The sequence below is a fragment of the Inquilinus sp. NPDC058860 genome (genome assembly GCF_042743185.1).
Classification (GTDB): domain Bacteria; phylum Pseudomonadota; class Alphaproteobacteria; order DSM-16000; family Inquilinaceae; genus Inquilinus.
This window is the reverse complement of sequence record NZ_JBHYMS010000012.1, coordinates 43,368-62,438: the sequence shown is the minus strand read 5'-3', so window position 1 is coordinate 62,438 and position 19,071 is coordinate 43,368. Positions and strand designations below refer to the sequence as shown.

General features: G+C 68.9%; 22 protein-coding genes. 15 read left to right on the top strand and 7 right to left on the bottom strand.

All coding sequences use genetic code 11. The features are described 5' to 3' along the window. The first annotated feature begins 14 nt into the window (after window positions 1-14). The 5 genes from bluB (at window position 15) to ACFW16_RS10695 (ending at window position 4,728) form a co-directional block, all read left to right on the top strand. A complete protein-coding gene (gene bluB, locus ACFW16_RS10715) occupies window positions 15-653 on the top strand; it encodes a 5,6-dimethylbenzimidazole synthase (protein WP_380304634.1) in 639 nt (212 codons plus the stop codon). Between the two features lie 197 nt (window positions 654-850). Beyond that, complete coding sequence (locus ACFW16_RS10710) at window positions 851-2,179, top strand: ABC transporter substrate-binding protein (RefSeq protein WP_380304632.1); 1,329 nt, start codon at window positions 851-853, stop codon at window positions 2,177-2,179. Window positions 2,180-2,391: 212 nt separating this feature from the next. Next, a complete protein-coding gene (locus tag ACFW16_RS10705) occupies window positions 2,392-2,973 on the top strand; it encodes an SIS domain-containing protein (RefSeq protein WP_380304630.1) in 582 nt (193 codons plus the stop codon). A gap of 4 nt (window positions 2,974-2,977) precedes the next feature. After that, complete coding sequence (locus ACFW16_RS10700) at window positions 2,978-3,865, top strand: carbohydrate ABC transporter permease (protein WP_380304628.1); 888 nt, start codon at window positions 2,978-2,980, stop codon at window positions 3,863-3,865. After that, window positions 3,865-4,728 (top strand): carbohydrate ABC transporter permease, encoded by an 864-nt coding sequence (locus ACFW16_RS10695; protein WP_380304626.1) that lies wholly within the window; start codon window positions 3,865-3,867, stop codon window positions 4,726-4,728. The genes ACFW16_RS10700 and ACFW16_RS10695 overlap by 1 nt, the downstream gene beginning before the upstream one ends. A gap of 5 nt (window positions 4,729-4,733) precedes the next feature. Here the strand turns inward: ACFW16_RS10695 and ACFW16_RS10690 are convergent, their stop codons facing one another. From ACFW16_RS10690 to ACFW16_RS10675, 4 genes are all read right to left on the bottom strand, one after another. Further along, window positions 4,734-5,099, bottom strand: coding sequence for a type II toxin-antitoxin system VapC family toxin (locus ACFW16_RS10690; RefSeq protein WP_380304624.1), 366 nt, complete (start codon window positions 5,097-5,099; stop codon window positions 4,734-4,736). Beyond that, window positions 5,093-5,317, bottom strand: a complete 225-nt coding sequence (locus ACFW16_RS10685) for a CopG family transcriptional regulator (protein WP_380304622.1) — start codon at window positions 5,315-5,317, stop codon at window positions 5,093-5,095. Before ACFW16_RS10685 ends, ACFW16_RS10690 begins: the two co-directional genes overlap by 7 nt. 64 nt (window positions 5,318-5,381) lie before the next feature. After that, the gene (pyrB, locus tag ACFW16_RS10680; protein WP_380304620.1) at window positions 5,382-6,494 is read right to left on the bottom strand and encodes an aspartate carbamoyltransferase; all 1,113 of its coding nucleotides are present in this window, start codon (window positions 6,492-6,494) and stop codon (window positions 5,382-5,384) included. 1 nt (window position 6,495) lies between these two features. After that, a complete protein-coding gene (locus ACFW16_RS10675; RefSeq protein WP_380304618.1) occupies window positions 6,496-7,512 on the bottom strand; it encodes a sugar-binding transcriptional regulator in 1,017 nt (338 codons plus the stop codon). Window positions 7,513-7,776: 264 nt separating this feature from the next. On the opposite strand from ACFW16_RS10675, the gene ACFW16_RS10670 reads away from it, so the two are divergent. The 3 genes from ACFW16_RS10670 (at window position 7,777) to ACFW16_RS10660 (ending at window position 10,025) form a co-directional block, all read left to right on the top strand. Beyond that, a complete protein-coding gene (locus ACFW16_RS10670; RefSeq protein ID WP_380304616.1) occupies window positions 7,777-8,118 on the top strand; it encodes a hypothetical protein in 342 nt (113 codons plus the stop codon). Window positions 8,119-8,252: 134 nt separating this feature from the next. Next, window positions 8,253-9,518 carry a class I SAM-dependent methyltransferase gene (locus tag ACFW16_RS10665; protein WP_380304614.1) on the top strand — a complete coding sequence of 422 codons (1,266 nt, stop codon included), beginning with the start codon at window positions 8,253-8,255 and terminating at the stop codon, window positions 9,516-9,518. 156 nt (window positions 9,519-9,674) lie between these two features. Next, window positions 9,675-10,025, top strand: a complete 351-nt coding sequence (locus ACFW16_RS10660) for a hypothetical protein (protein WP_380304612.1) — start codon at window positions 9,675-9,677, stop codon at window positions 10,023-10,025. Here ACFW16_RS10660 and ACFW16_RS10655 read toward each other — a convergent pair. After that, a complete protein-coding gene (locus ACFW16_RS10655) occupies window positions 10,022-11,032 on the bottom strand; it encodes a zinc-binding alcohol dehydrogenase family protein (RefSeq protein ID WP_380304610.1) in 1,011 nt (336 codons plus the stop codon). The genes ACFW16_RS10660 and ACFW16_RS10655 overlap by 4 nt on opposite strands. A 156-nt stretch (window positions 11,033-11,188) precedes the next feature. Here ACFW16_RS10655 and ACFW16_RS10650 point away from each other — a divergent pair, with 156 nt between their 5' ends. The 6 genes from ACFW16_RS10650 to ACFW16_RS10625 all read left to right on the top strand — a co-directional run bounded on the left by ACFW16_RS10650 (window position 11,189) and on the right by ACFW16_RS10625 (window position 15,224). Beyond that, entirely contained in the window at window positions 11,189-12,019 is an 831-nt protein-coding gene (locus ACFW16_RS10650) for an ABC transporter ATP-binding protein (RefSeq protein ID WP_380304608.1), read from the top strand. Continuing rightward, a complete protein-coding gene (locus ACFW16_RS10645) occupies window positions 12,009-12,797 on the top strand; it encodes an ABC transporter permease (RefSeq protein ID WP_380304606.1) in 789 nt (262 codons plus the stop codon). The genes ACFW16_RS10650 and ACFW16_RS10645 overlap by 11 nt, the downstream gene beginning before the upstream one ends. A 13-nt stretch (window positions 12,798-12,810) precedes the next feature. Further along, on the top strand, window positions 12,811-13,827 hold the full coding sequence (locus ACFW16_RS10640) for an ABC transporter substrate-binding protein (RefSeq protein WP_380304604.1): 1,017 nt from the start codon (window positions 12,811-12,813) through the stop codon (window positions 13,825-13,827). 133 nt (window positions 13,828-13,960) lie between these two features. After that, window positions 13,961-14,422: a VOC family protein gene (locus ACFW16_RS10635; RefSeq protein WP_380304602.1), complete on the top strand. Its 462-nt coding sequence runs from the start codon at window positions 13,961-13,963 to the stop codon at window positions 14,420-14,422. Further along, on the top strand, window positions 14,419-14,751 hold the full coding sequence (locus ACFW16_RS10630; protein WP_380304600.1) for an ArsR/SmtB family transcription factor: 333 nt from the start codon (window positions 14,419-14,421) through the stop codon (window positions 14,749-14,751). The genes ACFW16_RS10635 and ACFW16_RS10630 overlap by 4 nt, the downstream gene beginning before the upstream one ends. Next, complete coding sequence (locus ACFW16_RS10625) at window positions 14,748-15,224, top strand: SRPBCC family protein (RefSeq protein WP_380304598.1); 477 nt, start codon at window positions 14,748-14,750, stop codon at window positions 15,222-15,224. The genes ACFW16_RS10630 and ACFW16_RS10625 overlap by 4 nt, the downstream gene beginning before the upstream one ends. A 30-nt stretch (window positions 15,225-15,254) precedes the next feature. Here ACFW16_RS10625 and ACFW16_RS10620 read toward each other — a convergent pair whose 3' ends face one another. Both ACFW16_RS10620 and ACFW16_RS10615 read right to left on the bottom strand, forming a co-directional pair. Further along, on the bottom strand, window positions 15,255-15,647 hold the full coding sequence (locus ACFW16_RS10620) for a response regulator (RefSeq protein ID WP_380304596.1): 393 nt from the start codon (window positions 15,645-15,647) through the stop codon (window positions 15,255-15,257). 244 nt (window positions 15,648-15,891) lie between these two features. Then, window positions 15,892-17,676: a putative bifunctional diguanylate cyclase/phosphodiesterase gene (locus tag ACFW16_RS10615; protein WP_380304594.1), complete on the bottom strand. Its 1,785-nt coding sequence runs from the start codon at window positions 17,674-17,676 to the stop codon at window positions 15,892-15,894. Window positions 17,677-18,014: 338 nt separating this feature from the next. Between ACFW16_RS10615 and ACFW16_RS10610 the strand changes: the two genes are divergently transcribed. Continuing rightward, window positions 18,015-19,064, top strand: coding sequence for a BMP family ABC transporter substrate-binding protein (locus ACFW16_RS10610; RefSeq protein WP_380304592.1), 1,050 nt, complete (start codon window positions 18,015-18,017; stop codon window positions 19,062-19,064). Window positions 19,065-19,071: the final 7 nt, after the last annotated feature.

Here is a 19,071-nt window from a genome sequence, read left to right as displayed (position 1 = left end):
TCAGGAGGTTTCGTTTGGCCGCCCCCGACTTTCCGCCCGAGTTCCGCGACCGCTTCGCCGAGCTGCTGCGCTGGCGCCGCGACGTCCGCCGCTTCCGCCGTGACCCGCTGCCGCCCGGGCTGCTCGATCGACTGCTCGACCTCGCCTGCCTCGCTCCTTCCGTCGGCAACAGCCAGCCCTGGCGCTTCGTCCTGGTCGAGGACGAAGTGCGGCGGGCCGCGGTGCGGGCCGTGTTCAGCCGCTGCAATGCCGATGCCGCCTCCGGCTACGAGGGCGAGCGCGCGGCCCATTACCGCCGGCTGAAGCTGGCGGGGCTGGTCGAGGCACCGGTGCAACTCGCCGTGTTCTGCGACCGGTCGACCGGGCAGGGGTATGGGCTCGGGCGGCAGACCATGCCGGAGACGCTGGACCATTCCGCCGTCACCGCCATCCACACGCTGTGGCTGGCCGCCCGGATCGAGGGCGTCGGGCTGGGCTGGGTCTCGATTTTGGAGCCGCAGGCGGTGGCGGCGCTGCTCGACGTGCCGCCGGACTGGCATCTGATCGGCTATCTCTGCCTCGGCTTTCCGGAGTCGGAGGAGCCGGTGCCGGAGTTGGAGCGCGAGGGCTGGCAGTCCCGCCTCGGCGCCTGCCGCACGGTGCTGCGGCGATAGAAGCCCGGCTTGACATCGGAGCTGTCGCTTGACGACTGTATCAGCCAAGATACAAATGTTTAGAAGCGGCGGCCGAGGCCTTCGCCATGCAGGCGGAGTATCGCGACCGCGCGATCAAGCGCATCGTTCATCCGAACGGGCGGGAGAGAACCCCGGCAGCGGCCGGGCATGACATGTCAGAAAGGGAGGCGAACCCAATGAAGAAGCTTCTGTTTTCCGGCGCCGCGATCGCTGCGCTGCTGACCGCCGGCCAGGCCATGGCCTGGAGCCTGAAAGAGGCGGCGGAGCCCTACAAGGGCACCACCATCAAGGCGATCTTCCTCGACCGGCCGGGCTATCGCGCCGCGATCCAGTTGCTGCCGCAGTTCGAGCAGGAGACCGGGATCAAGGTCGAATACGAGATCCTGCCCTATGAGAACAGCCGCGAGCGCGAAGTCCTTGATTTCACGGCCGGCGGCGAGATCGACGTGGTCCTGACCGACGTCGTCTGGATCGGCGAATACGCCGACAGCGGCTGGCTGGTGCCGCTGAAGACCTTCACCGAGAACCCGGCCTTGGCCGACCCGGCACTGAACCTGAAGGGCTTCTTCCCGATCCTGCTGGAGAGCTTCGGCACCTGGAACAAGGAGCTGTACGGCCTGCCCTTCGACAACTATTCCGGCCTGCTGTTCTACAACAAGTGCATGCTCAAGGATGCCGGTTTCGACAAGCCGCCGGCGACCTGGGACGAGTTGCTCAACACTTACGGGCCGAAGCTCACCCAGAACGGCAAGTATGCCTACGCTCTGCAGTCGCGCCGCGGCGAAACCCAGTCGGCCGACAGCTTCATGCGCGTGCTGTGGCCCTTCGGCGGGTCGCTGCTGAACGCCGACTTCAAGTCCAATCTCACGTCAGAGGCGTCGCAGAAGGGGCTGAAGTTCCGGCAGGAGCTGATGAAGTTCATGCCGCCGGGCATCGTCGACTACGACCATGCCGAGGCGGTGAACGCGCTGGCCCAGGGCCAGGTGGCGATGATCACCGAATGGTCGTCCTTCTATTCGACGCTGGTCGACCCGGCGACCTCGAAGCTGGGCGACTGCCTGGGCGTCGCCACCGAGCCGAAGGGCGAGGCCGGGCTGAAGCCGGCGCTGGGCGGCTTCTCGCTCGGCGTGGCGTCGCAGGCCAGCGAGGCGGAGCAGAAGGCGTCCTGGCTGTTCATCCAGTGGGTGACGTCGGAGGCGATGGCCAAGCCCTATGTCGAGGCCGGCGGCGTCTCCGGCCGCACCGCGGTCTATGACGACCCGGCACTCAAGGCAAAGTATGCCTTCGTCGAGCCGACCGTGGCCTCCTGGCAGGGCGGCGTGCCGTCCTTCCGGCCGCGCTTCCCGGAATGGCCGGCGATCTCCGAGATCGTCGCCGAGTTCGGCACCAAGATCATGCTGGGCGAGGAGACGACCGAATCCGGCGCCCAGAAGATCGGCGAGCGCATGGAGGCGGTGCTGCAGAAGGCCGGCTACTATGACGGCAAGAAGGAGAAGCTGCAGTAGGCTGGCCGACGGGTAGGGCTGTCGCCGGGCGGCGTTTTCGCGTTGCCTCTCCGGCTTGCGGGAGAGGTCGGAGACGCGAAGCGGCTCCGGGTGAGGGCCCTTCCCATCCGCTTGTGCCAGCCCTCACCCGGTCGTCCTGCGGACACCCGACCTCTCCCGCCACGGGGGAGAGGCAACACAACGGACCGACGATCGTGACCGGAGACCACCCCATGCCCGACAGCCTGGGCGCCCTGGCGGAAGGGGCGCTGGACGAGATCCGCGGCGTCTTCGGCCGGCTCGCCCCCGGCGCCCTCGATCCGGTGCTCGACGCCCTGGCCGCCGCCGGCCGCATCGTCTGTCATGGCGTCGGGCGCGAGGGGCTGATGATGCGGGCGCTGGCCATGCGCCTCTACCATCTCGGCCTCGACGCCCATGTCGTCGGCGACATGTCGGCGCCGCCGGTCGGGTCCGGCGACCTGCTGGTCGCCAGCGCCGGGCCGGGCGGCTTCGCCACCGTCGACGGGCTGATGCGCGTCGCCCGCGACGCCGGGGCGCGGACGCTCCTGTTCACCGCCCAGCCGCAGGGCAGCGCCGCGATCCTGGCCGACACAATCTTCGTGCTGCCGGGCCAGACCATGGCAGACGACATGGGGGCGAACGACACCGGCCCCGCCGCCGCCTCGGTGCTGCCGATGGGCAGCCTGTACGAGGGCGCGCAATTCCTGCTGTTCGAGCTGGTCGTGCTCAGGCTGCGCGACCGGCTCGGCGTTGCGCCCGAGGCGATGCGGGCGCGGCACACCAATCTCGAGTAGACCTATGGCGCACCGTCTCGACAGCCGCTGGACCCCGGTCTGGTTCCTCGCCCCGGCCGTGATCGCCCTGTTTGCGATCGGCATCTTTCCGACGCTCTACGCGCTGTGGAACTCGCTGCACCAGGTGATCCTGCCGAAGATCCCGCGCGAGGGAACGCCCTTCGTCGGCCTCGGCAACTACCTGGCGGTGCTGACCGACCCGACCTTCTGGGACGCGCTCGGCCGCACCCTGCTGTTCCTGGTCATCGTGCTGCCGGCCGAGCTGCTGCTCGGCCTCGGCGTCGCCCTCTTGCTGCACAAGCCGGGGCTGCCGCTGCTGAAAACCCTGGCGCGGCTCAGCCTGGTCATCCCGATGGCCACCACCTATGCCGTGGTCGGGCTGATCGGCCGGCTGATCTTCAACCGCGATTTCGGCGTGGTGAACTGGTTCCTCGGCCTGGTCGGGATCGGCCCGGTCGAATGGCTGGGCGACCCGAGTTTCGCCTTCGTCTCGATCGCGCTGATGGACATCTGGCAGTGGACGCCGTTCTGCGCCCTGGTGCTGCTGGCCGGGCTGACCATGGTGCCGCCGGAGATCGAGGAGGCGGCGCGGCTGGAGACCAAGCGCTTCCGGCACATCCTGCGCCATGTCCAGCTGCCCTTCCTGCTGCCGGGCATCACCGCCGTCCTGATCCTGCGCACGGCCGACACGCTGAAGCTGTTCGACATGATCTTCACCATGACCCGCGGCGGACCTGGGGCGGCGACCGAGCTGATCTCGATCACCATCCAGCGCATCGGCTTCCGGGTCTTCGACCAGGGCGTCGCCTCGGCCCAGGCGATCCTGCTGCTGGTCCTCACCATCGTGCTGTCGCGGATGTATATCCGCCTCGTGTACCAGGAGATCGAGTGATGGTCGCCTCGACGGCAGCGGCGCGGGCGGAGGCGCGGCCGGCGAAGGCCCGGATCCGGGTCTCGCCCTGGCATGCGATCGCGCTGATCGCGATTGCGCTCGCCTGCGTCTTCCCGTTCTACTGGATGGTGACGACCAGCCTGAAGGACCAGGCGGTGGCGCTGGCCTCACCGCCCGTCTGGCTGTTCGAGCCGACGCTGGACCACTACCGCATGGTGCTGGGCCCGAAGGATGTCGGCCCCAGCCTGTTGAACTCGATCATTGTCGCGGTCTCGACCACGGCGCTGGCGATCCTGCTCGGCACCCCCGCCGCTTACGCCCTGGCGCGGTTCGAGTTCCGCGGCAAGTCCGACCTGTGGTTCTGGTTCATCACCAACCGCATGGTCAGCCCGATCGTGCTGGCGCTGCCGATCTTCCTGCTGGCCCGCAACCTGAACCTGATCGACACCCATCTGGTGCTGATCCTCCTGTACCTGACCTTCAACCTGCCGATCGTGGTGTGGATCTGCGCCGACCAGTTCCGCGGCATCCCGCGCGACCTGGACGATGCGGCGCGGATCGACGGCGCCTCGCGCTTCACCGTGTTCTGGCGCATCGCCCTGCCGCTGGCGGCGCCGGGCGTCGCCGTCTCGGCGATCTTCTCCTTCATCTTCTCCTGGAACGAGCTGCTCTACGCCCTTGTCTTGACGCGCAGCGCCAGCCGCACCGCGCCGGTGGCGGCGACCAGCTTCATGAGCGGCTACGACCTGCCCTGGGGCCAGATCATGGCCACCGGCACGCTGATCGTGCTGCCGGTGATCGTCTTCGCCCTGATCGTGTCGCGCCAGCTGGTGCGTGGGCTCACGATGGGCGCGGTGAAGTAGGGGCGTCAGACCGAATAGGGCATGCGGATACCGGGATCGCCGACAGGGAAGTCCTTGCTGTTGCGGGTCACCAGCAGGGCTGATCGGCGGCGGGCGGACGCCCAGACGATGGCGTCCGGCAGCTTGATGCGATGCGCCTTGCGGAGCGCCACCGCCTCTTCGGCGATGCCGTCGTCCAGCTCGATCAGAGTGAAGCCGCGAAGGAAGTCTCTGGTCGCCTGCTCCGTCGCCGGAGAGGTTCCCACCATCACCTCCATCCAGGTGACGAGGCTGATCGCCTTGTCCGCATACCGGTCCAACTCGTCCTGGGCATCGGTAATGCCGTTCAAGTAGTCGATCAGGATGTTGGTGTCGAAGACAGCGCTCACCATTCGCCGCGCAGGGCCTTCTGGTAGTCGACGCCGTCCACGACATCCTGACCCTCGCGACGCCAGAGGCCGAAGGCGTCCTTTGCGCCGATCTTGCGCCGCTTCGCGAGATAGCTGGCGATCGCTTCACGGATGATGGCCGCCCGGGATGTGTTCTCCCGGGTGCTGATCTCCGTCAGTTGCTCAAGCTGCTCGTCAGGAATGTCGACAAGGGTGCGCATGGCGAATTCCCATATATGATATCAATATCATATATCATCGCCATGCGGTGCGACAAGGCCCGGTTCAGCCCTTCCCCGGCCTGTAGAACTCGGCGTCGTCCGGGCCGATGCGCTCCGGCCGCCACCAGCGGGCCGGCTGGAAGGTCTTCTCGATGCCGTCGGCCACGCCCAATGTCAGGGCGAACAGCGCCATGCGCACCGGCACGCCGTTGTCGGTCTGGCGGAAGATCGCCAGCCGCGGATCGGTGTTCAGATCCTGCGCCAGGTCGTTGGCGCCCGGCCGGCTGTCGCGCGGCAGCGGGTGCATCACCACCGTGTGCGGCATGCCGTGCGCGTTCAGGATGCCGAGGCTGATCTGGAAGTCCGGCGCGTAGTCGGCCGAGATCTCGCCCTCGGCGAAACGCTCCTTCTGCACCCTCGTGGCGTAGATCAGGTCGGCCCTGGCGACGCCGCGCGTCACCTCGTCATGCTCCTCGACACTGTGGCCGCGGCTGCGGGCATGCTCCACCAGCTCGGCCGGCATGCGCAGCGGCTCGGGCGAGACCAGGCTGAGGGTCAGGCCCTGGTACAGCGACAGGATGTGGATCAGCGAATGCACAGTGCGGCCGTATTTCAGGTCGCCGACCAGGGCGATGCGGGCGCCGTCGACCGGCCGGCCGATGCGCGTGAACTCCTTCTCGATGGTGTAGATGTCGAGCAGCGCCTGGGTCGGGTGCTCACCGGCGCCGTTGCCGCCGTTGATCACCGGGATGTGCGTGGCGGCGGCGAATTCGTGGATCGCCCGCTCCTCCGGATGGCGCATCACCACCGCGTCGACATAGCCGGCGACCACCCGGGCGGTGTCGTAGATCGACTCGCCCTTGGCGATCGAGGAGAAGGTGAAGCCGGTGGTGTTGACCACGGCACCGCCGAGGCGCTGGAAGGCGGCCTCGAAGCTCAGGCGGGTGCGGGTCGAGGCCTCGAAGAACAGGCTGCCCAGCACCGCCCCCTCCAGCACCCGGGTGGTGGCGCGGCCCTGGGCCACCGGCGTCAGGAGGTCGGCGACGCGGAACACCGCGGCGAGCGAGTCGAGGGTCAGCTCGCGCGTCGAGAGGAAGTGCCTGCCTTGGAAATCCATGATGTCAGCCCGCCATCCGGAGAGGGGCGGCGCGGTGGCGCCGATGCGGGGGCCAGTCATCTCAGCCTTCGCGGTCTTCCGCAAGCCGTTCCGCCAGCTTCTCGTCGGTGATCAGGACGTTGACGCAGCGGCGGCGCAAAGCGGCGCGGATGATCTCGAACTTGTAGCTGCCGCCCGAGGCCAGCACCACGGTCGGGATCCGGGCCAGGTCGTCGAGCGACAGCGACACCATGCGCCGGTTCAGCGGGTGGTCGACCGGCCGGCCATCGGCGTCCAGCCAGTTGCCCAGCACGTCGCCGACGGCGCCGGCCGCCCGCAGCGCCGCGGCCTCGCGGTCGACGACGCCGAGCGCCAGCATCAGGTTCTGGTCGGAGACGTTGCCGACGCTGATCAGCGCCAGATCGGCCGACTTCGCCTTGTCGTAGATCTCGTGCAGTACGCCGCGGGCCAGGAGACCGTCGCGCTGGGCCTCGTCATCGGCATAGACCGGGGCGGCCAGATAGAAACGCTCGGCGTCGTGCAGGTCGGCGAAGCGCGAGACGATCTCGAAGGTGTTCTCGCCCGAGCCGCGGGTCATGCTGCCGATCAGCGAGACCACGGACAGGTCGGTCATCCGCCGCCGCCGGATCGACTGCAGGCCGAGGCGCAAGGTCAGGCCCCAGCCGATGCCGACCAGCATGCCGTCGTGCACGGTGTTCTCGACATAGCCGCCGAGGGCGACGCCGATGCCGGCGCGGATCTTGTCCTCGTCGCGCGGCGTCGGCACCACCACCGCGTCGCGCAGCCCGTAGCGGCGGATCAGCGCCCGCTCCAGCGCCACGCAGGAGGCGAGGGGGGACTGGATGCGGATCTGGATCAGCCCCGCCTCGCGGCAGATCTGGAGGATGCGGTTCACCCGCAGGCGGGTCAGCCCCAGCCGCTCGGCGATCTCGGCCTGGGTCAGGCCCTCGACGAAATAGGCCCAGGCGATGCGGATCTGCTGCTGCTGCTCGGGGTCGACCGGGAGGTCGGCCGAATCCGATTCCGGCCCCCGTGTGCGGGTCTTCGCGGTTTCCAGGCGGCGGCGCGTCTCGCTCATCGGTGTCCCGTCCGGCGTTTCCCGGCCGTCATGGTGCGGGCAGGACCGGCCCGCTGCAAGCGGCCCTGCAGCCGCCGCGAAACGAAACGGACCGCGCCGGTGTCCCGGTGCGGCCCGCTGCCTTTGCGATGATCGAACCATAGCAAATCCGGCCGCGGCCGACCAGCCGGGAAGCCGCAGGCCAGATCCGGTGGGGTGCGGGCTTGCCGCCGCCGGCGCGGCCGCCATGTTTTCGGGCGTGAGGCGGCAAGGGAGAGCGACGGGATGCGCAAGGGCGATCTGACGCGGCTGATCCGGATCCTGGGGATGCTCGGCTCCGACCACGACGGGGAGCGGGCGGCCGCGGCCCTGGCGGCGGACCGGCTGGTGCGCGGCAGCGGCTGGAGCTGGTCGGACCTGCTGGCGCCGGCCCGGGTGTCGCGGCCGGTCCGGGCGCAATCGATGGATCCGCTCACCGACCGGCTCGCCGCGGCGGATTCGCGGATGCGGCAGCTGCGCAGCGAGAACGCGCGGCTGCAGGAGGAGATCCGACGGCTGAAGCGGCGGCTCGACCTGCGGACCCGGCCGTTCCGCCCTGCTGAAAAAGAACCGCCGATAGCGTCTTGATCAATAAGTATAAAGTTCAGGAAAACCTTTAGATATTGCAGATATATGGAGTCTTTTGGCCTGACGGGAACATAAGGCTTCCTCATTCGCTTCAATGGCGCTGTCATTCCAGAAGCGAGGGAGAGCGCGGACAGATGACTGCCACAGATAGTATTCCCGATACTCGAATCGACAATCTGCAGAAGGTCAGCGATATCTATGACTGGTTCGATCCCGCCGTGGATCATGTGGTGCGCCGCCACCTGAAGGTGGTGCCGGGCGTGTCCCGCCGGACCTGGGAATTCGCGATGATCTTCCTGGCCCTGCACCGGGCCGGAAAGCTGCATGACGGGGCGCGCGGGCTGGCGCTCGGCGCCGGCACCGAACGGCTGATCTTCGCCATCGCGGACCGGGTCGCCCATGTCGTCGTCACCGATCTGTACCAGGCCGACAGCCGCTGGGTCGGGGTGCGAACCGATAATCCGCAGGATCTGGTGATCGCGCATGCGCCCTGGCCGGTCCCGGAGGGCCGGATCCGGGCGTTGCGCATGGACATGCGGCAGATCGAGTTCCCGGACGACAGTTTCGACTTCGCCTGGTCGACCGGGTCCTTCGAGCATATCGGCGAGGATGCGGATTTCATCCGGCATCTCGACGAGGTGCATCGCGTGCTGAAGCCTGGCGGCGTCTACGCCTTCACCACGGTGGTATCCTACGGCAGCGAAAGCCACCGGATTCCCAACAACTACTACTTCCACCCGGAGCACTTCGTCGATCTGCTGCACGCCTCGAAGCTGCGGCCTCAGCCGGTGTTCGATTGTGCGGTCCGGGAGCATCACTTCAACAAGCCGGGCCTGGAGTCGCTCGAGGATTTCGGCTGCGCCGTGGCCGACGGGCAGCTCCACGCGGTGGTCGCCTGGCGGCGCGGCACGATCAACGTCGCCAACCTGGCGGTGCTGCGGAAGGACGACGTCGCACCCAAGGTCCGGCCGGAGGTGCGGGGATTCGCCGAGACCAAGGCCCGGCTGTGGCGCGAGGCCGAGATGCTGACCCGGCGGCTATGGGCCGACTGGCAGGAACTGAAGCCGCGTCGCAGCGGCGCCGACCACGTCACCGGCCCGCAGTATTTCGGCAGGGGCTCGGTGGAGATCGAGGTCGATGCGATCGACCGCAACGGCACCGCGATCGACGTGGCGGTGCTGGCGCGCCGCCCGGCCCCGCCGCTTGGCCGGCGGATCCTGACGACGCTGCAGCACAAGCCCGGCGACGGGCCGCTGACCTTCCAGGCGCAGGCCGGCCACCTCTATGCGCTGCGGGTCGCGCGGCAGGATGGCGGCGACGGCGGGACCGTGCGGCTCCGCCTGCGCCGCGCCCGGAAACGCGGATCGCAGGCCGGCGTCATGACCGCCACGGCGGCCTGACCCCGCCACTCGGCATCCGGTGCCGGCGGGGCGGCACAATGACAGGAGCCGCCCCGTCGGCATCAGGGTTCACGAACAATTCACGGTCGCCGCCAATGATGGCGCTCGCCGGAGGGATAATCCGGAACAGCCAGGGGTGATCGCATGTGTCAGGGAATGTCCAGCTATTATGCTCTCTTTTCGGCTGTGTTGGCGGAGCGGTATTTGCAGAAACTCGATGGCGCCATGGATCACTGGGAGGTCCACTTCCTGCGCCGTGGGTATGACTTCCTGCGTCGTGGCATTCCGGAGGGTGCCATTTCCGCGCTGAACTATCTCGAGCTTCCGCCCGATCGTCGGGCGGCGGCTTTCACCGGGCCGATGCCGGTCACGCCGCTGACCAGCCGCGAGGCGGAGGAGATCCGCCGCGGGCTCGGGCACGTCATCGCCATGGATGAGAGGCGGATGGTGGTCTCGGTCCCATCGGTCGCCGCCTCCACCCGGATGCCGACAGCCCGGTTCGGCTAGACCTCGACCAGCGCCTTGATCACCCCGGCCTCCGGGCGGCTCCAGCCCGGCACCAGCGCCGGTACCTCGGCAAGGCCGCCGCGATGGCTGGCCAGCGCCGCGGTCGGCACATGGCCGGCCCGCATCGACGCCAGCACATGCTCGAAATCCTCGCGCGTGGCGTTGCGGCTGGCCAGGAGCGTCGTCTCGCGCTTGTGGAACTCGGGGTCGGAGAAGCCGATCTCGCCGAGGACGATGCTCAGCAGGACATAGGCGCCGGCATGGGCGACGTAGGAGAAGCCCTTGCGCATCGCCGCCGGGCTGCCGGTGGCGTCGACCACGAGGTCGAAGAAGTCGCCATCGGTCGCCTGCTTCAGCCGGTCGTCGATGTCGCCGCCGCCCTGGAACACCGCATCGGCCTTCAGCACGTCGCGGCTGAAGGCGAGGCGGCCCGGATTGAGATCCAGCACGCTGACATGGGCGCGGCGCAGCTTGGCGAAGATTGTCGCGGCGATGCCGATCGGCCCGGCGCCGACCACCAGAACCCGGTCGCCGGCCGCCGGCGCGCCGCGGCGGATGCCATGCGCGCCGATCGCCAGGAACTCGACCATCGCCGCCTGGTCCAGGCTCAAGCCCTCGGCCGGCACGACGTTCTGCTCCGGTACCGAGATGAATTCGCACAAGCCCCCGTCGCGGTGCACGCCCAGCACCGACAGGGTCCTGCAGCAATTGGTGCGGCCGCGCCGGCAGGCGCCGCAGGTGCCGCAATGCAGATAGGGCTGTATGGCGACGACCTGGCCCGGGCGGAAGGCGCTGCCGGCATCGGCCTCCACCACCTCGGCGCCGAGCTCATGGCCGATGACCCGCGGATACTCGAAGTAAGGCTGGTTGCCCTTGTAGATGTGATAGTCGGTGCCGCAGATGCCGACCCGGCGGATCCGCACCAGCACCTCGCCCGGGCGGCGCTGCGGCTCCGGCCGGTCGATCAGGCGCAGGGTCTCGGGCTTCTCGCAGAGGATCGCTTTCATCGTCGGTCCGTGTCGGCTTCGCGGCGGGCGTCCCCAAATTGATCGGACATATCGCGATTGTCGAGCGCGTTTGACTGGAAAGCCGGGCCGGATCTGGGACAGACTGCCGCCCGAGTCCCAAGAGGCCCAGGGCCGATCATCCGGGGGAAGCCAGGAGTGCAGAGAGTCGCCGAGGCTGTGCGCGGCGGAGAAGTCCCGCCGGCCATCGCGTTTTCCGGGATTTCCGTCGCCTATCCGCTGAAGGGCGGCGGGCGCTACGTCGCGCTGGGCGAGACCGATCTTGTGGTGGCCGACGGCGAGTTCACCGCCATCGTCGGCCCGACCGGCTGCGGCAAGTCGACCCTGCTGAACGTCGCCGCCGGGCTGGTGCCGGCGGCGTCCGGCGGCTGCACCGTGTTCGGCCGGGCGCTGCAGGGGCTGAACCGCGATGCCGGCTATCTGTTCCAGGCCGACTCCCTGATGCCGTGGAAGACCGCGCGCGACAATGTCGCCGTCGGCCTGTCGGTGCGCGGCGTGGCGGGGACGGAAGCGCGGGACCGGGCCCAGGCCTGGCTGACGCGGGTCGGGTTGGCGTCGATGGGCGACCGCTATCCGCACCAGCTGTCCGGCGGCCAGAAGAAGCGTGTCGCCCTGGCCCAGATGCTGATCCTGGAGCCGAAGCTGCTGCTGATGGACGAGCCCTTCGGCCCGCTCGACGCCCAGACCCGGATCGTGATGGGCGACCTCTTGCTGTCGCTGTGGTCGGCCGAGCGCAAGGCGGTGCTGTTCGTGACCCACGACCTGGAGGAGGCGATCGCGCTGGCCGACCGGGTGGTGGTGCTGTCGGCCGGGCCGCAGGCGCGGATCATCGCCGACCATCGGGTCGGGCTGGCCCGGCCGCGCGAGCTGGCCGAATCCCGGCACGATCCCGAATTCATGGGCCTGCACCGGGCGATCTGGGCGGCGCTGAAGGACGAGGTGATGAAGGCCTATGGCGATGTCGTCTGAGCGCGCCCGCATCCTGTTCTGGCAGATCGCGGTCGCGGTGATCTGCCTCCTGGCCTGGCACGTGCTGACGGCGACGAAGATCCTCGATCCGTTCTTCTTCGCCACGCCGCTCGGCGTGATCGAGCGGACCTGGAAGGATTTCGCCTCCGGCGTGATCTGGCGCCATCTCGGCGTCACCCTGCTGGAGACCGTGCTGGCCTTCGCCATCGGCTCGCTCGGCGGCACGGCACTCGGCTTCTGGTTCGCCCGGCGGGCGATGGCCGCAGCCGTGTTCGACCCCTACATCAAGGCCGCCAACGCGCTGCCGCGGGTGGTGCTGGCGCCGATCTTCGCCCTATGGTTCGGCCTCGGCATCTGGTCGAAGGTGGCGCTGGGCGTCACGCTGGTGTTCTTCATCGTCTTCTTCAACGTCTACCAGGGCGTGCGCGAGGTCAGCCCGACCGTGCTGGCCAATGCCCGCATGCTGGGCATGAACGACCGGCAGCTGCTGCGCCATGTCTATATGCCCTCGGCGCTGTCCTGGGTGTTCTCCAGCCTGCACACCTCGGTCGGCTTCGCCCTGGTTGGCGCCGTGGTCGGCGAGTATCTCGGCGCCACCGCCGGGCTCGGCTACCGCATCGCCCAGGCCGAGGGCGTGTTCGACGTGGTCAGCGTGTTCTCCGGCATGCTGGTGCTGTCGGCCTTCGTGGTGGCGATCGATGCCTTCGTCTCGGTGATCGAACGACGGCTCTTGGTGTGGCGGCCGGAGAGCGCTGCGAGCGCCTCGGCCCAGGGATGACGGGAGGAAACCGATGAAGACCCTGCTGCGCGGAATGGCGCTGGTTCTCGGCCTGGCGCTGGCAGCGCCGGTGGCCATGGCGGCGCCGGAGAAGACGCACGTCAACATCGGCGTCGGCGGCAAGCCGCTCTTGTACTACCTGCCGCTGACCGTCGCCGAGAAGAAGGGCTTCTTCCAGGAGGAGGGGCTGGAGGTCGAGATCAGCGACTTCGCCGGCGGCGCCAAGAGCCTGCAGGCGATGATGGGCGGGTCGACCGACGTCACCACCGGCGCCTATGAGCACACCATCCTGATGCAGGCCAAGGGCCAGGACATCCGGGCGCTGGTCGAGCTCGGCCGCTTCCCCGGCATCGTGCTGGTGGTGCGCCAGTCGCTGGCCGGCGAGATCAAGTCGGTGGTCGACCTCAAGGGCCGCAAGATCGGCGTGACCGCCCCCGGCTCCTCGACCAATTTCTTCGTCAATGCCCTCCTGGCCAAGGAAGGGCTGACGCCGGAGGACGTGTCCTTCGTCTCGGTCGGCGGCGGCCCCAGCGCGGTGGCGGCGATGCAGCATGGCGAGATCGACGCCATGGCCAATCTCGACCCGGTGATCTCGAAGCTGCAGCAGACCGGTGCCGCCACCGTGCTGGTCGATACCCGGACGGAGGAGGGGGTGAAGGCGGTGTTCGGCGGTCCGGTGCCGGCCGCCGTGCTGTACGCCAAGGAAGACTTCATCGAGGAGAATCCGGAGACGGCGCAGGCGCTGGTCAACGCCTTCATGAAGTCGCTGCGCTGGCTGGCCACGGCGACGCCGGAGGACGTGGCCGCGGTGGTGCCGGAGGAGTATCTGCTGGGCGACCGCGACCTCTATGTCGCGGCGGTGAAGGCCTCGCTGCCGATGTATTCCCGCGACGGGCTGATCAAGGCGGAGGGGATGCAGACCGCGCTCGACATCCTGCACCGCTTCAGCCCGGAGCTGAAGGACGCCCAGATCGACCTGTCGAAGACCTGGGACCCGCGCTTCGCCGAGAAGGCGCAGGCGATCAAGTAGCCGGCGGGGAAGGCTGGGTTCGCGCCGCAGTCTCAGCCTTCCCCTCGTCCCGGACGATCCGATGCAGGGAAGGGCTTGACTCAATATTTCTCTATATCGTTAAATATTTCATATCGAGTGAAGGAGATGAGCCATGGCTGAGCCTGCCCCGCGCCCGGCGTTGACGCCGAGCGTCTTCTACAGGGACCCCAAGGCTGCTCTCGACTGGCTGGAGAAGGCCTTCGGCTTCGAGCGCAGCATGGTCATCACCGACCAGGACGGGAACCTCGCCCATTCCGAGATGCGGGTCGGCGACGGCCTGATCTATGTCGGGTCCGAATGGACCGACTCCGTCGCCAGCCCCGCCTCGGTCGGCGGCAAGAACACCCAGTCGATCCATGTTCACCTCCATCATGGCATCGACGAGCACTGCGCCCGGGCGAGAGCGGCCGGGGCAGCGATCCTGCAAGGCCCATCCGACCAGTTCTATGGCGACCGAACCTACCGCGCGAGTGACCCGGAGGGTCATGTCTGGGTTTTCGGCCAGACCGTCCGCCAGGTCTCGCGCGAGGAGGCGGAGCAGGCCTCGGGGCTGAAGATCGAAGGCTGGATGTGAAAGCGGCCGCCGCGCTCGACCAGACCCTGGCGGCGCTCGCCGACCCGCATCGGCGGCGGGTGGTCGAGCTGCTGCGCGAGCGGCCGCGGCGGGCGGGGGAGCTGGCGGAGGCGCTGGGCCTCAACCCACCGGCGCTCAGCCGGCACCTGCGCACGCTGAAGGCGGGCGGGCTGATCGAGGAGGCGCATCCGGAGTTCGATGCCCGTGTCCGCATCTACAGCCTGAGACCCGAGCCGATGGCCGATCTGAAAGCCTGGCTGGCCGAGACCGAGCGGCTGTGGGTCGACCAGCTCGCCGCGTTCAAGGCGCATCTGGAACGTTCGCCATGACCTCGCGCATCCTTGTATCGCTGCGCGTCGCGGCGACGCCGGAGCGGGCCTTCGCCGCCTTTGTCCGGGACATCGGCCTGTGGTGGCGGCCGAACCCGCTGTTCCGGTTCGGCCCCGGCGAGTCCGGGACGCTGAGCTTCGAGCCGGGTCCCGGCGGCCGGTTCACCGAGACATACCCGGACGGGCGGATCTTCGAGATCGGCCGGATCTCGGCGTGGGAGCCGGGCAGCCGCCTGGTCTTCTCCTGGCGGCAGGCGAGCTTCTCGCCCGGGCAGGACACCGAGGTCGAGGTCCGGTTCGAGCCCGTCGGCGACCAGACCCGCGTGACCGTCGAGCATCGCGGCTGGGACAGCGTGCCGCAGGACCATGTCGCCCGGCACCATTTCCCGGACGCGGTGTTCCTGCAGCGGCACGGCGAATGGTGGCAGGCCCTGCTGGGGGCCTATCGGGCGTCGGCCCGGTTTGATGGATAGGACAAGGTCGTTCCCCGGCCTTCTCCCGGGTCAGCCCCGCGCCTCCGCGATCTTCTGCCGGATCTCGTCGGCGAAGGTTGCGGCCTGGATCGGCTTCTGGATGTAGGAGGAGCCCCCGGCGGTCAGCGCCTGGTCGATCAGGCTCATGTCGCGGGTGGCGCTGATCATGATCACCGGCAGGTCGCTGTAGCCGCCGTGCCCGCGGATCAGCGAGCACAGCTCGGTGCCCGAGACCTCCGGCATGACGATGTCGATCAGCACGGCGTCGAAGTCCCGCGCCGGCTTGGCCTCGTCGTCGAGATGGAGCGCGGCCATGGCTTCGGCCGCGCTGGCGCAGGTCTCGACGGCGGCGCCGTCGGCGCTCAGCATGGCCGAGGCGAATTCCAGGAACAGCTCGTCGTCGTCGACAAGAAGGATCTTCATCGGGGCGGCGCACCTGCTCGAAGCCATTGGGCCGGCCGGGTCACGATGGACGCCTTCCCCGAGGGTGAGGCCGGCGGCTTCCGACATGTCGCATTTCCCGCTGCTGCTCCGCTGTCCGAGGTCGGCATCCCTGCCCATGCTGAGGCCGGTCCGTCACGGCCGGTGACGAATTGCAGATAATCAATGCGATGGCAAATGGTTCCCTGTTGCCGATGTGAACGTTACCATCGAACGGGTCCCCACGCTATGCGCCGCGGTGAACCGCGCGCGCCGCGGCTGCCAGATCGCCGGCGGGCACCGGCTGGCCGAACAGGTAGCCCTGGCCCTGCTCGACGCCCAGCCGCCGCAGGATGTCGTATTGCGCCTGGCTCTCGACATGCTCGGCGCAAAGCGAGACGCCGAAGGTCTCGGCGAAGCGGGCGATGCCGTCGATCAGCCTCTCGCAGCGGGATTCGGTCGCCAGGGTCTGCACGATCTCGCCGGCGATCTTGATGGCGGAGAAGGGCAGCCGCGACAGCGCCGCCAGATTGGCCTCACCGCTGCCGAAATCGTCGAGCTCGAAGGTGATGCCGAGCCCGACCATGCGCTCCACCACCGCCTCGACCTCGGCCGGCATCCGGGTCAGGGCCCGTTCGACGATCTCGATCCGCAGCAGGCTCAGCGGCAGCCCCGCCTCGGTCATGCGGCCGAGCATGGCGGTGAACACGGCGTCGGACTGCATCACCGCGACCGGGATGTTGATCGAGATCGGCACCAGCGCGTCCCGCGGCAGCCGGATCAGCGTGTCGGCCAGGGAACGCAGCAGCCACTCGGTGTATCCCAGGGCCAGATCGGGGCGGCGCTCGACCCAGGGGATGAAATGGCTCGGCGACAGCACGCCGAGGGTCGGATGGTTCCAGCGGGCCAGCGCCTCGAACCCGGTCACCCGCCCGCTGACGAGGTTGACCCGCGGCTGGAACACCAGCCCGATCTGATCCGACTGCAGCGCCGCCGGGATATCGAACTCCACCGCCGAGATCGACATCGCCCGCCGCACCTCCGGCGTGGCGGCCGAGGCGATGCCGGTGGCGGATTGCTTGGCGTAGTACATCGCCATGTCGGCCAGGCGCTTCAGCAGGGCCGGGTCGGATTCATGGTCGGGGCAGGTGGCGATGCCGATGCTGCAATAGATCGGCAGCCGGTAGCCGCGCAGCATCGCCGGCTCCTTCAGCGCCTTGGCGATCCGTCCGGCAGCGGCCGTGGCCGCGCCGGCATCCGCGGTGACGACGGCCGCGAACTCGTCGCCGCCCAGCCGGGCGACGAAGGCCTCGGCCGACAGGGCCCGGCGCAGCCGGCTGCCGACGATGGCCAGCAGCAGGTCGCCCACCTCGTGCCCCAGGGTATCGTTGACCTTCTTGAACTCGTCCAGGTCCATGAACAGGACCGAGACCGGAGAGGCGGCATCGACCCCGCGGGCGAAGGTCCCGGCCAGCCGCTCCTCGAAGCAGCGGCGGTTGGGCAGGCCGGTCAGCGGGTCGCGGTAGATCAGGTCCTGCACGTCGCGGTCACGCCGGTCGCGCCGCAGCGCCATGGCGAACAGCCGGCCGACGGTCTGCCGCAGCGCGTCCGGCACCCCGTCCGCAGGGGGCAGGCCGGCGAGCACCAGGGCGCCGGCGATCCGCCCGTCATCGTCGGTCAGCGGTTCGGCGAGCACCTCCACGGCGCCGTTGGCCCGGCCGAGGAGGCCGGCGGCCGCTGCGTTGGTGAAGACGGCGACACCCGGCGGCGGGCCGGCGGGGCCGACGCGGATCGTTCCCAGCGCATCCAGCACGGGTCCCTGCAGCCCGCTCTGCGCCAGCAGGGACAGGCTGGCGCCGCTTTCGTCGAGCCGCAGGAAGGCGACGCCGGCCCCGGGGGAAAAGGGGCCATGCAGCCGGCCCACCGCCCGGGCCACGTCGCGCAGGATGGCTTCGATCGGATCGCCGTCGACCAGGGCCTGCAGGGCGTCGCGTTCCAGCGCGATCAGGGGGGAAGCGGGGGAGCCAGTCATCGGGCCGAAGCGGCGGCTCCAGCGGGCGGCGCGGCCCGCTCCATATTGGGATGCGGCCGGGCGGTCGAAGATCTGCCGTTCATGGCTCCCGCATCTCCCGGTCGGACGAATGGTCCGGCTCGGCGCCGGTCCTCCGCCGATTAGAGCCGGATTTGGGCCGGAGGCGGAAGGCATTTCAAATAAATACAATTTTAGCAAATTGCAATTCCTTCGTGATGCCCAGCGGGATGAGCCCGAGTCGCAGGCCGTCCGCTGCTCATTGACGAATCGAACGGCAGCCGCCAAAGGTGGACCCTCGGCATCGGCGGTCCGGGCCGTGCCGGCGATCGCGAGGGGACATGGGAAAGATCATGCGCAACCAGGCACGACCGCGGCATCTCATCGGTTCGATCGCGGCGGCGGCCGCGGCCCTCTTCCTCGGCATCGCGGCGCCGGCCCAGGCGGCGGGCGGCAAGCTGGTCTTCATCTCGCCCGACCCGCTCGGGGTGAACGATTTCCTGAAGCTCGGCCGCAAGGGCGCCGAGGAGGCGGCGGCCGCGATCGGCGGCGAGGCCAGGATCTATGAGAGCACCGACCCCGCCACCCGCCGCCAGAATGTCGAGGCGGCGGCGCGCGAGGGCGCCGCGGTGGTGATCGTGATCGGCTTCGAATTCGGCGACATCGTGCCGGATGCGGCGGCGAAGTTCCCGGACATCAAGTTCCTGATCGTCGACCAGTGCATCCAGAAGCCGATGCCGAACGTCTACTGCGCCGTGTTCCGCGAGCATGAGGGCGCGTACCTGGCCGGCGCCGAGGCGGCGCTGACGACCGAAAGCGGCACCATCGGCGCGGTCGGCGCGCTGGACATCCCGTTCCTGCACCGCTTCACCGACGGCTTCGCCGCCGGCGCCAAGGCGGTGAACGACGAGATCGTGGTCAGCCCGACGGTCTGGGTCGGCGGCGACAACCCGTTCTCCGACCCGGTGCGGGCGCAGCAGCAGGCGGTGTCGCTGATCAGCGACGGCGCCGACCGGGTGCTGGCCGCCACCTCCGGCGGCAATGGCGGCATCTTCAAGGCGGCCGAGGCGACGCCGGGCACCCTGGCCTTCGGCGTCGATGTGAACCAATGCCCGTTGGCGCCGGGCGTGGTGCTGGACAACATCGAGAAGAAGGTCGATGTCGCCCTGGTCGAGGCGGTGAAGGGCATCCTCGCCGGCACCCAGGCGCCGTTGACCTCCTACGGGGTGAAGGAGGGCGGCATCACCCTGACCGGCCTCGGCGACGACGTCGCCGGCTCCAAATGCCTGATCGCCGAGCACCCCGACGTGATCACCAAGGTGCGGGAGCTGCGCGACGCCATCGCCGCCGGCACGGTGACGGTGACCGATCCGCTGACGGCCGGCCAGTAAACCGGAG

What these genes read in the sequence shown, in the direction of transcription:
- ACFW16_RS10710 (WP_380304632.1), top strand. Translation starts at nt 851, where the DNA reads ATGAAGAAGCTTCTGTTTTCCGGCGCCGCGATCGCTGCGCTGCTGACC.
- ACFW16_RS10705 (WP_380304630.1), top strand. Translation starts at nt 2,392, where the DNA reads ATGCCCGACAGCCTGGGCGCCCTGGCGGAAGGGGCGCTGGACGAGATC.
- ACFW16_RS10700 (WP_380304628.1), top strand. Translation starts at nt 2,978, where the DNA reads ATGGCGCACCGTCTCGACAGCCGCTGGACCCCGGTCTGGTTCCTCGCC.
- ACFW16_RS10695 (WP_380304626.1), top strand. Translation starts at nt 3,865, where the DNA reads ATGGTCGCCTCGACGGCAGCGGCGCGGGCGGAGGCGCGGCCGGCGAAG.
- ACFW16_RS10690 (WP_380304624.1), bottom strand. Translation starts at nt 5,099, where the DNA reads ATGGTGAGCGCTGTCTTCGACACCAACATCCTGATCGACTACTTGAAC.
- ACFW16_RS10685 (WP_380304622.1), bottom strand. Translation starts at nt 5,317, where the DNA reads ATGCGCACCCTTGTCGACATTCCTGACGAGCAGCTTGAGCAACTGACG.
- pyrB (WP_380304620.1), bottom strand. Translation starts at nt 6,494, where the DNA reads ATGACTGGCCCCCGCATCGGCGCCACCGCGCCGCCCCTCTCCGGATGG.
- ACFW16_RS10675 (WP_380304618.1), bottom strand. Translation starts at nt 7,512, where the DNA reads ATGAGCGAGACGCGCCGCCGCCTGGAAACCGCGAAGACCCGCACACGG.
- ACFW16_RS10670 (WP_380304616.1), top strand. Translation starts at nt 7,777, where the DNA reads ATGCGCAAGGGCGATCTGACGCGGCTGATCCGGATCCTGGGGATGCTC.
- ACFW16_RS10665 (WP_380304614.1), top strand. Translation starts at nt 8,253, where the DNA reads ATGACTGCCACAGATAGTATTCCCGATACTCGAATCGACAATCTGCAG.
- ACFW16_RS10660 (WP_380304612.1), top strand. Translation starts at nt 9,675, where the DNA reads ATGTCCAGCTATTATGCTCTCTTTTCGGCTGTGTTGGCGGAGCGGTAT.
- ACFW16_RS10655 (WP_380304610.1), bottom strand. Translation starts at nt 11,032, where the DNA reads ATGAAAGCGATCCTCTGCGAGAAGCCCGAGACCCTGCGCCTGATCGAC.
- ACFW16_RS10645 (WP_380304606.1), top strand. Translation starts at nt 12,009, where the DNA reads ATGTCGTCTGAGCGCGCCCGCATCCTGTTCTGGCAGATCGCGGTCGCG.
- ACFW16_RS10640 (WP_380304604.1), top strand. Translation starts at nt 12,811, where the DNA reads ATGAAGACCCTGCTGCGCGGAATGGCGCTGGTTCTCGGCCTGGCGCTG.
- ACFW16_RS10635 (WP_380304602.1), top strand. Translation starts at nt 13,961, where the DNA reads ATGGCTGAGCCTGCCCCGCGCCCGGCGTTGACGCCGAGCGTCTTCTAC.
- ACFW16_RS10625 (WP_380304598.1), top strand. Translation starts at nt 14,748, where the DNA reads ATGACCTCGCGCATCCTTGTATCGCTGCGCGTCGCGGCGACGCCGGAG.
- ACFW16_RS10620 (WP_380304596.1), bottom strand. Translation starts at nt 15,647, where the DNA reads ATGAAGATCCTTCTTGTCGACGACGACGAGCTGTTCCTGGAATTCGCC.
- ACFW16_RS10615 (WP_380304594.1), bottom strand. Translation starts at nt 17,676, where the DNA reads ATGACTGGCTCCCCCGCTTCCCCCCTGATCGCGCTGGAACGCGACGCC.
- ACFW16_RS10610 (WP_380304592.1), top strand. Translation starts at nt 18,015, where the DNA reads ATGGGAAAGATCATGCGCAACCAGGCACGACCGCGGCATCTCATCGGT.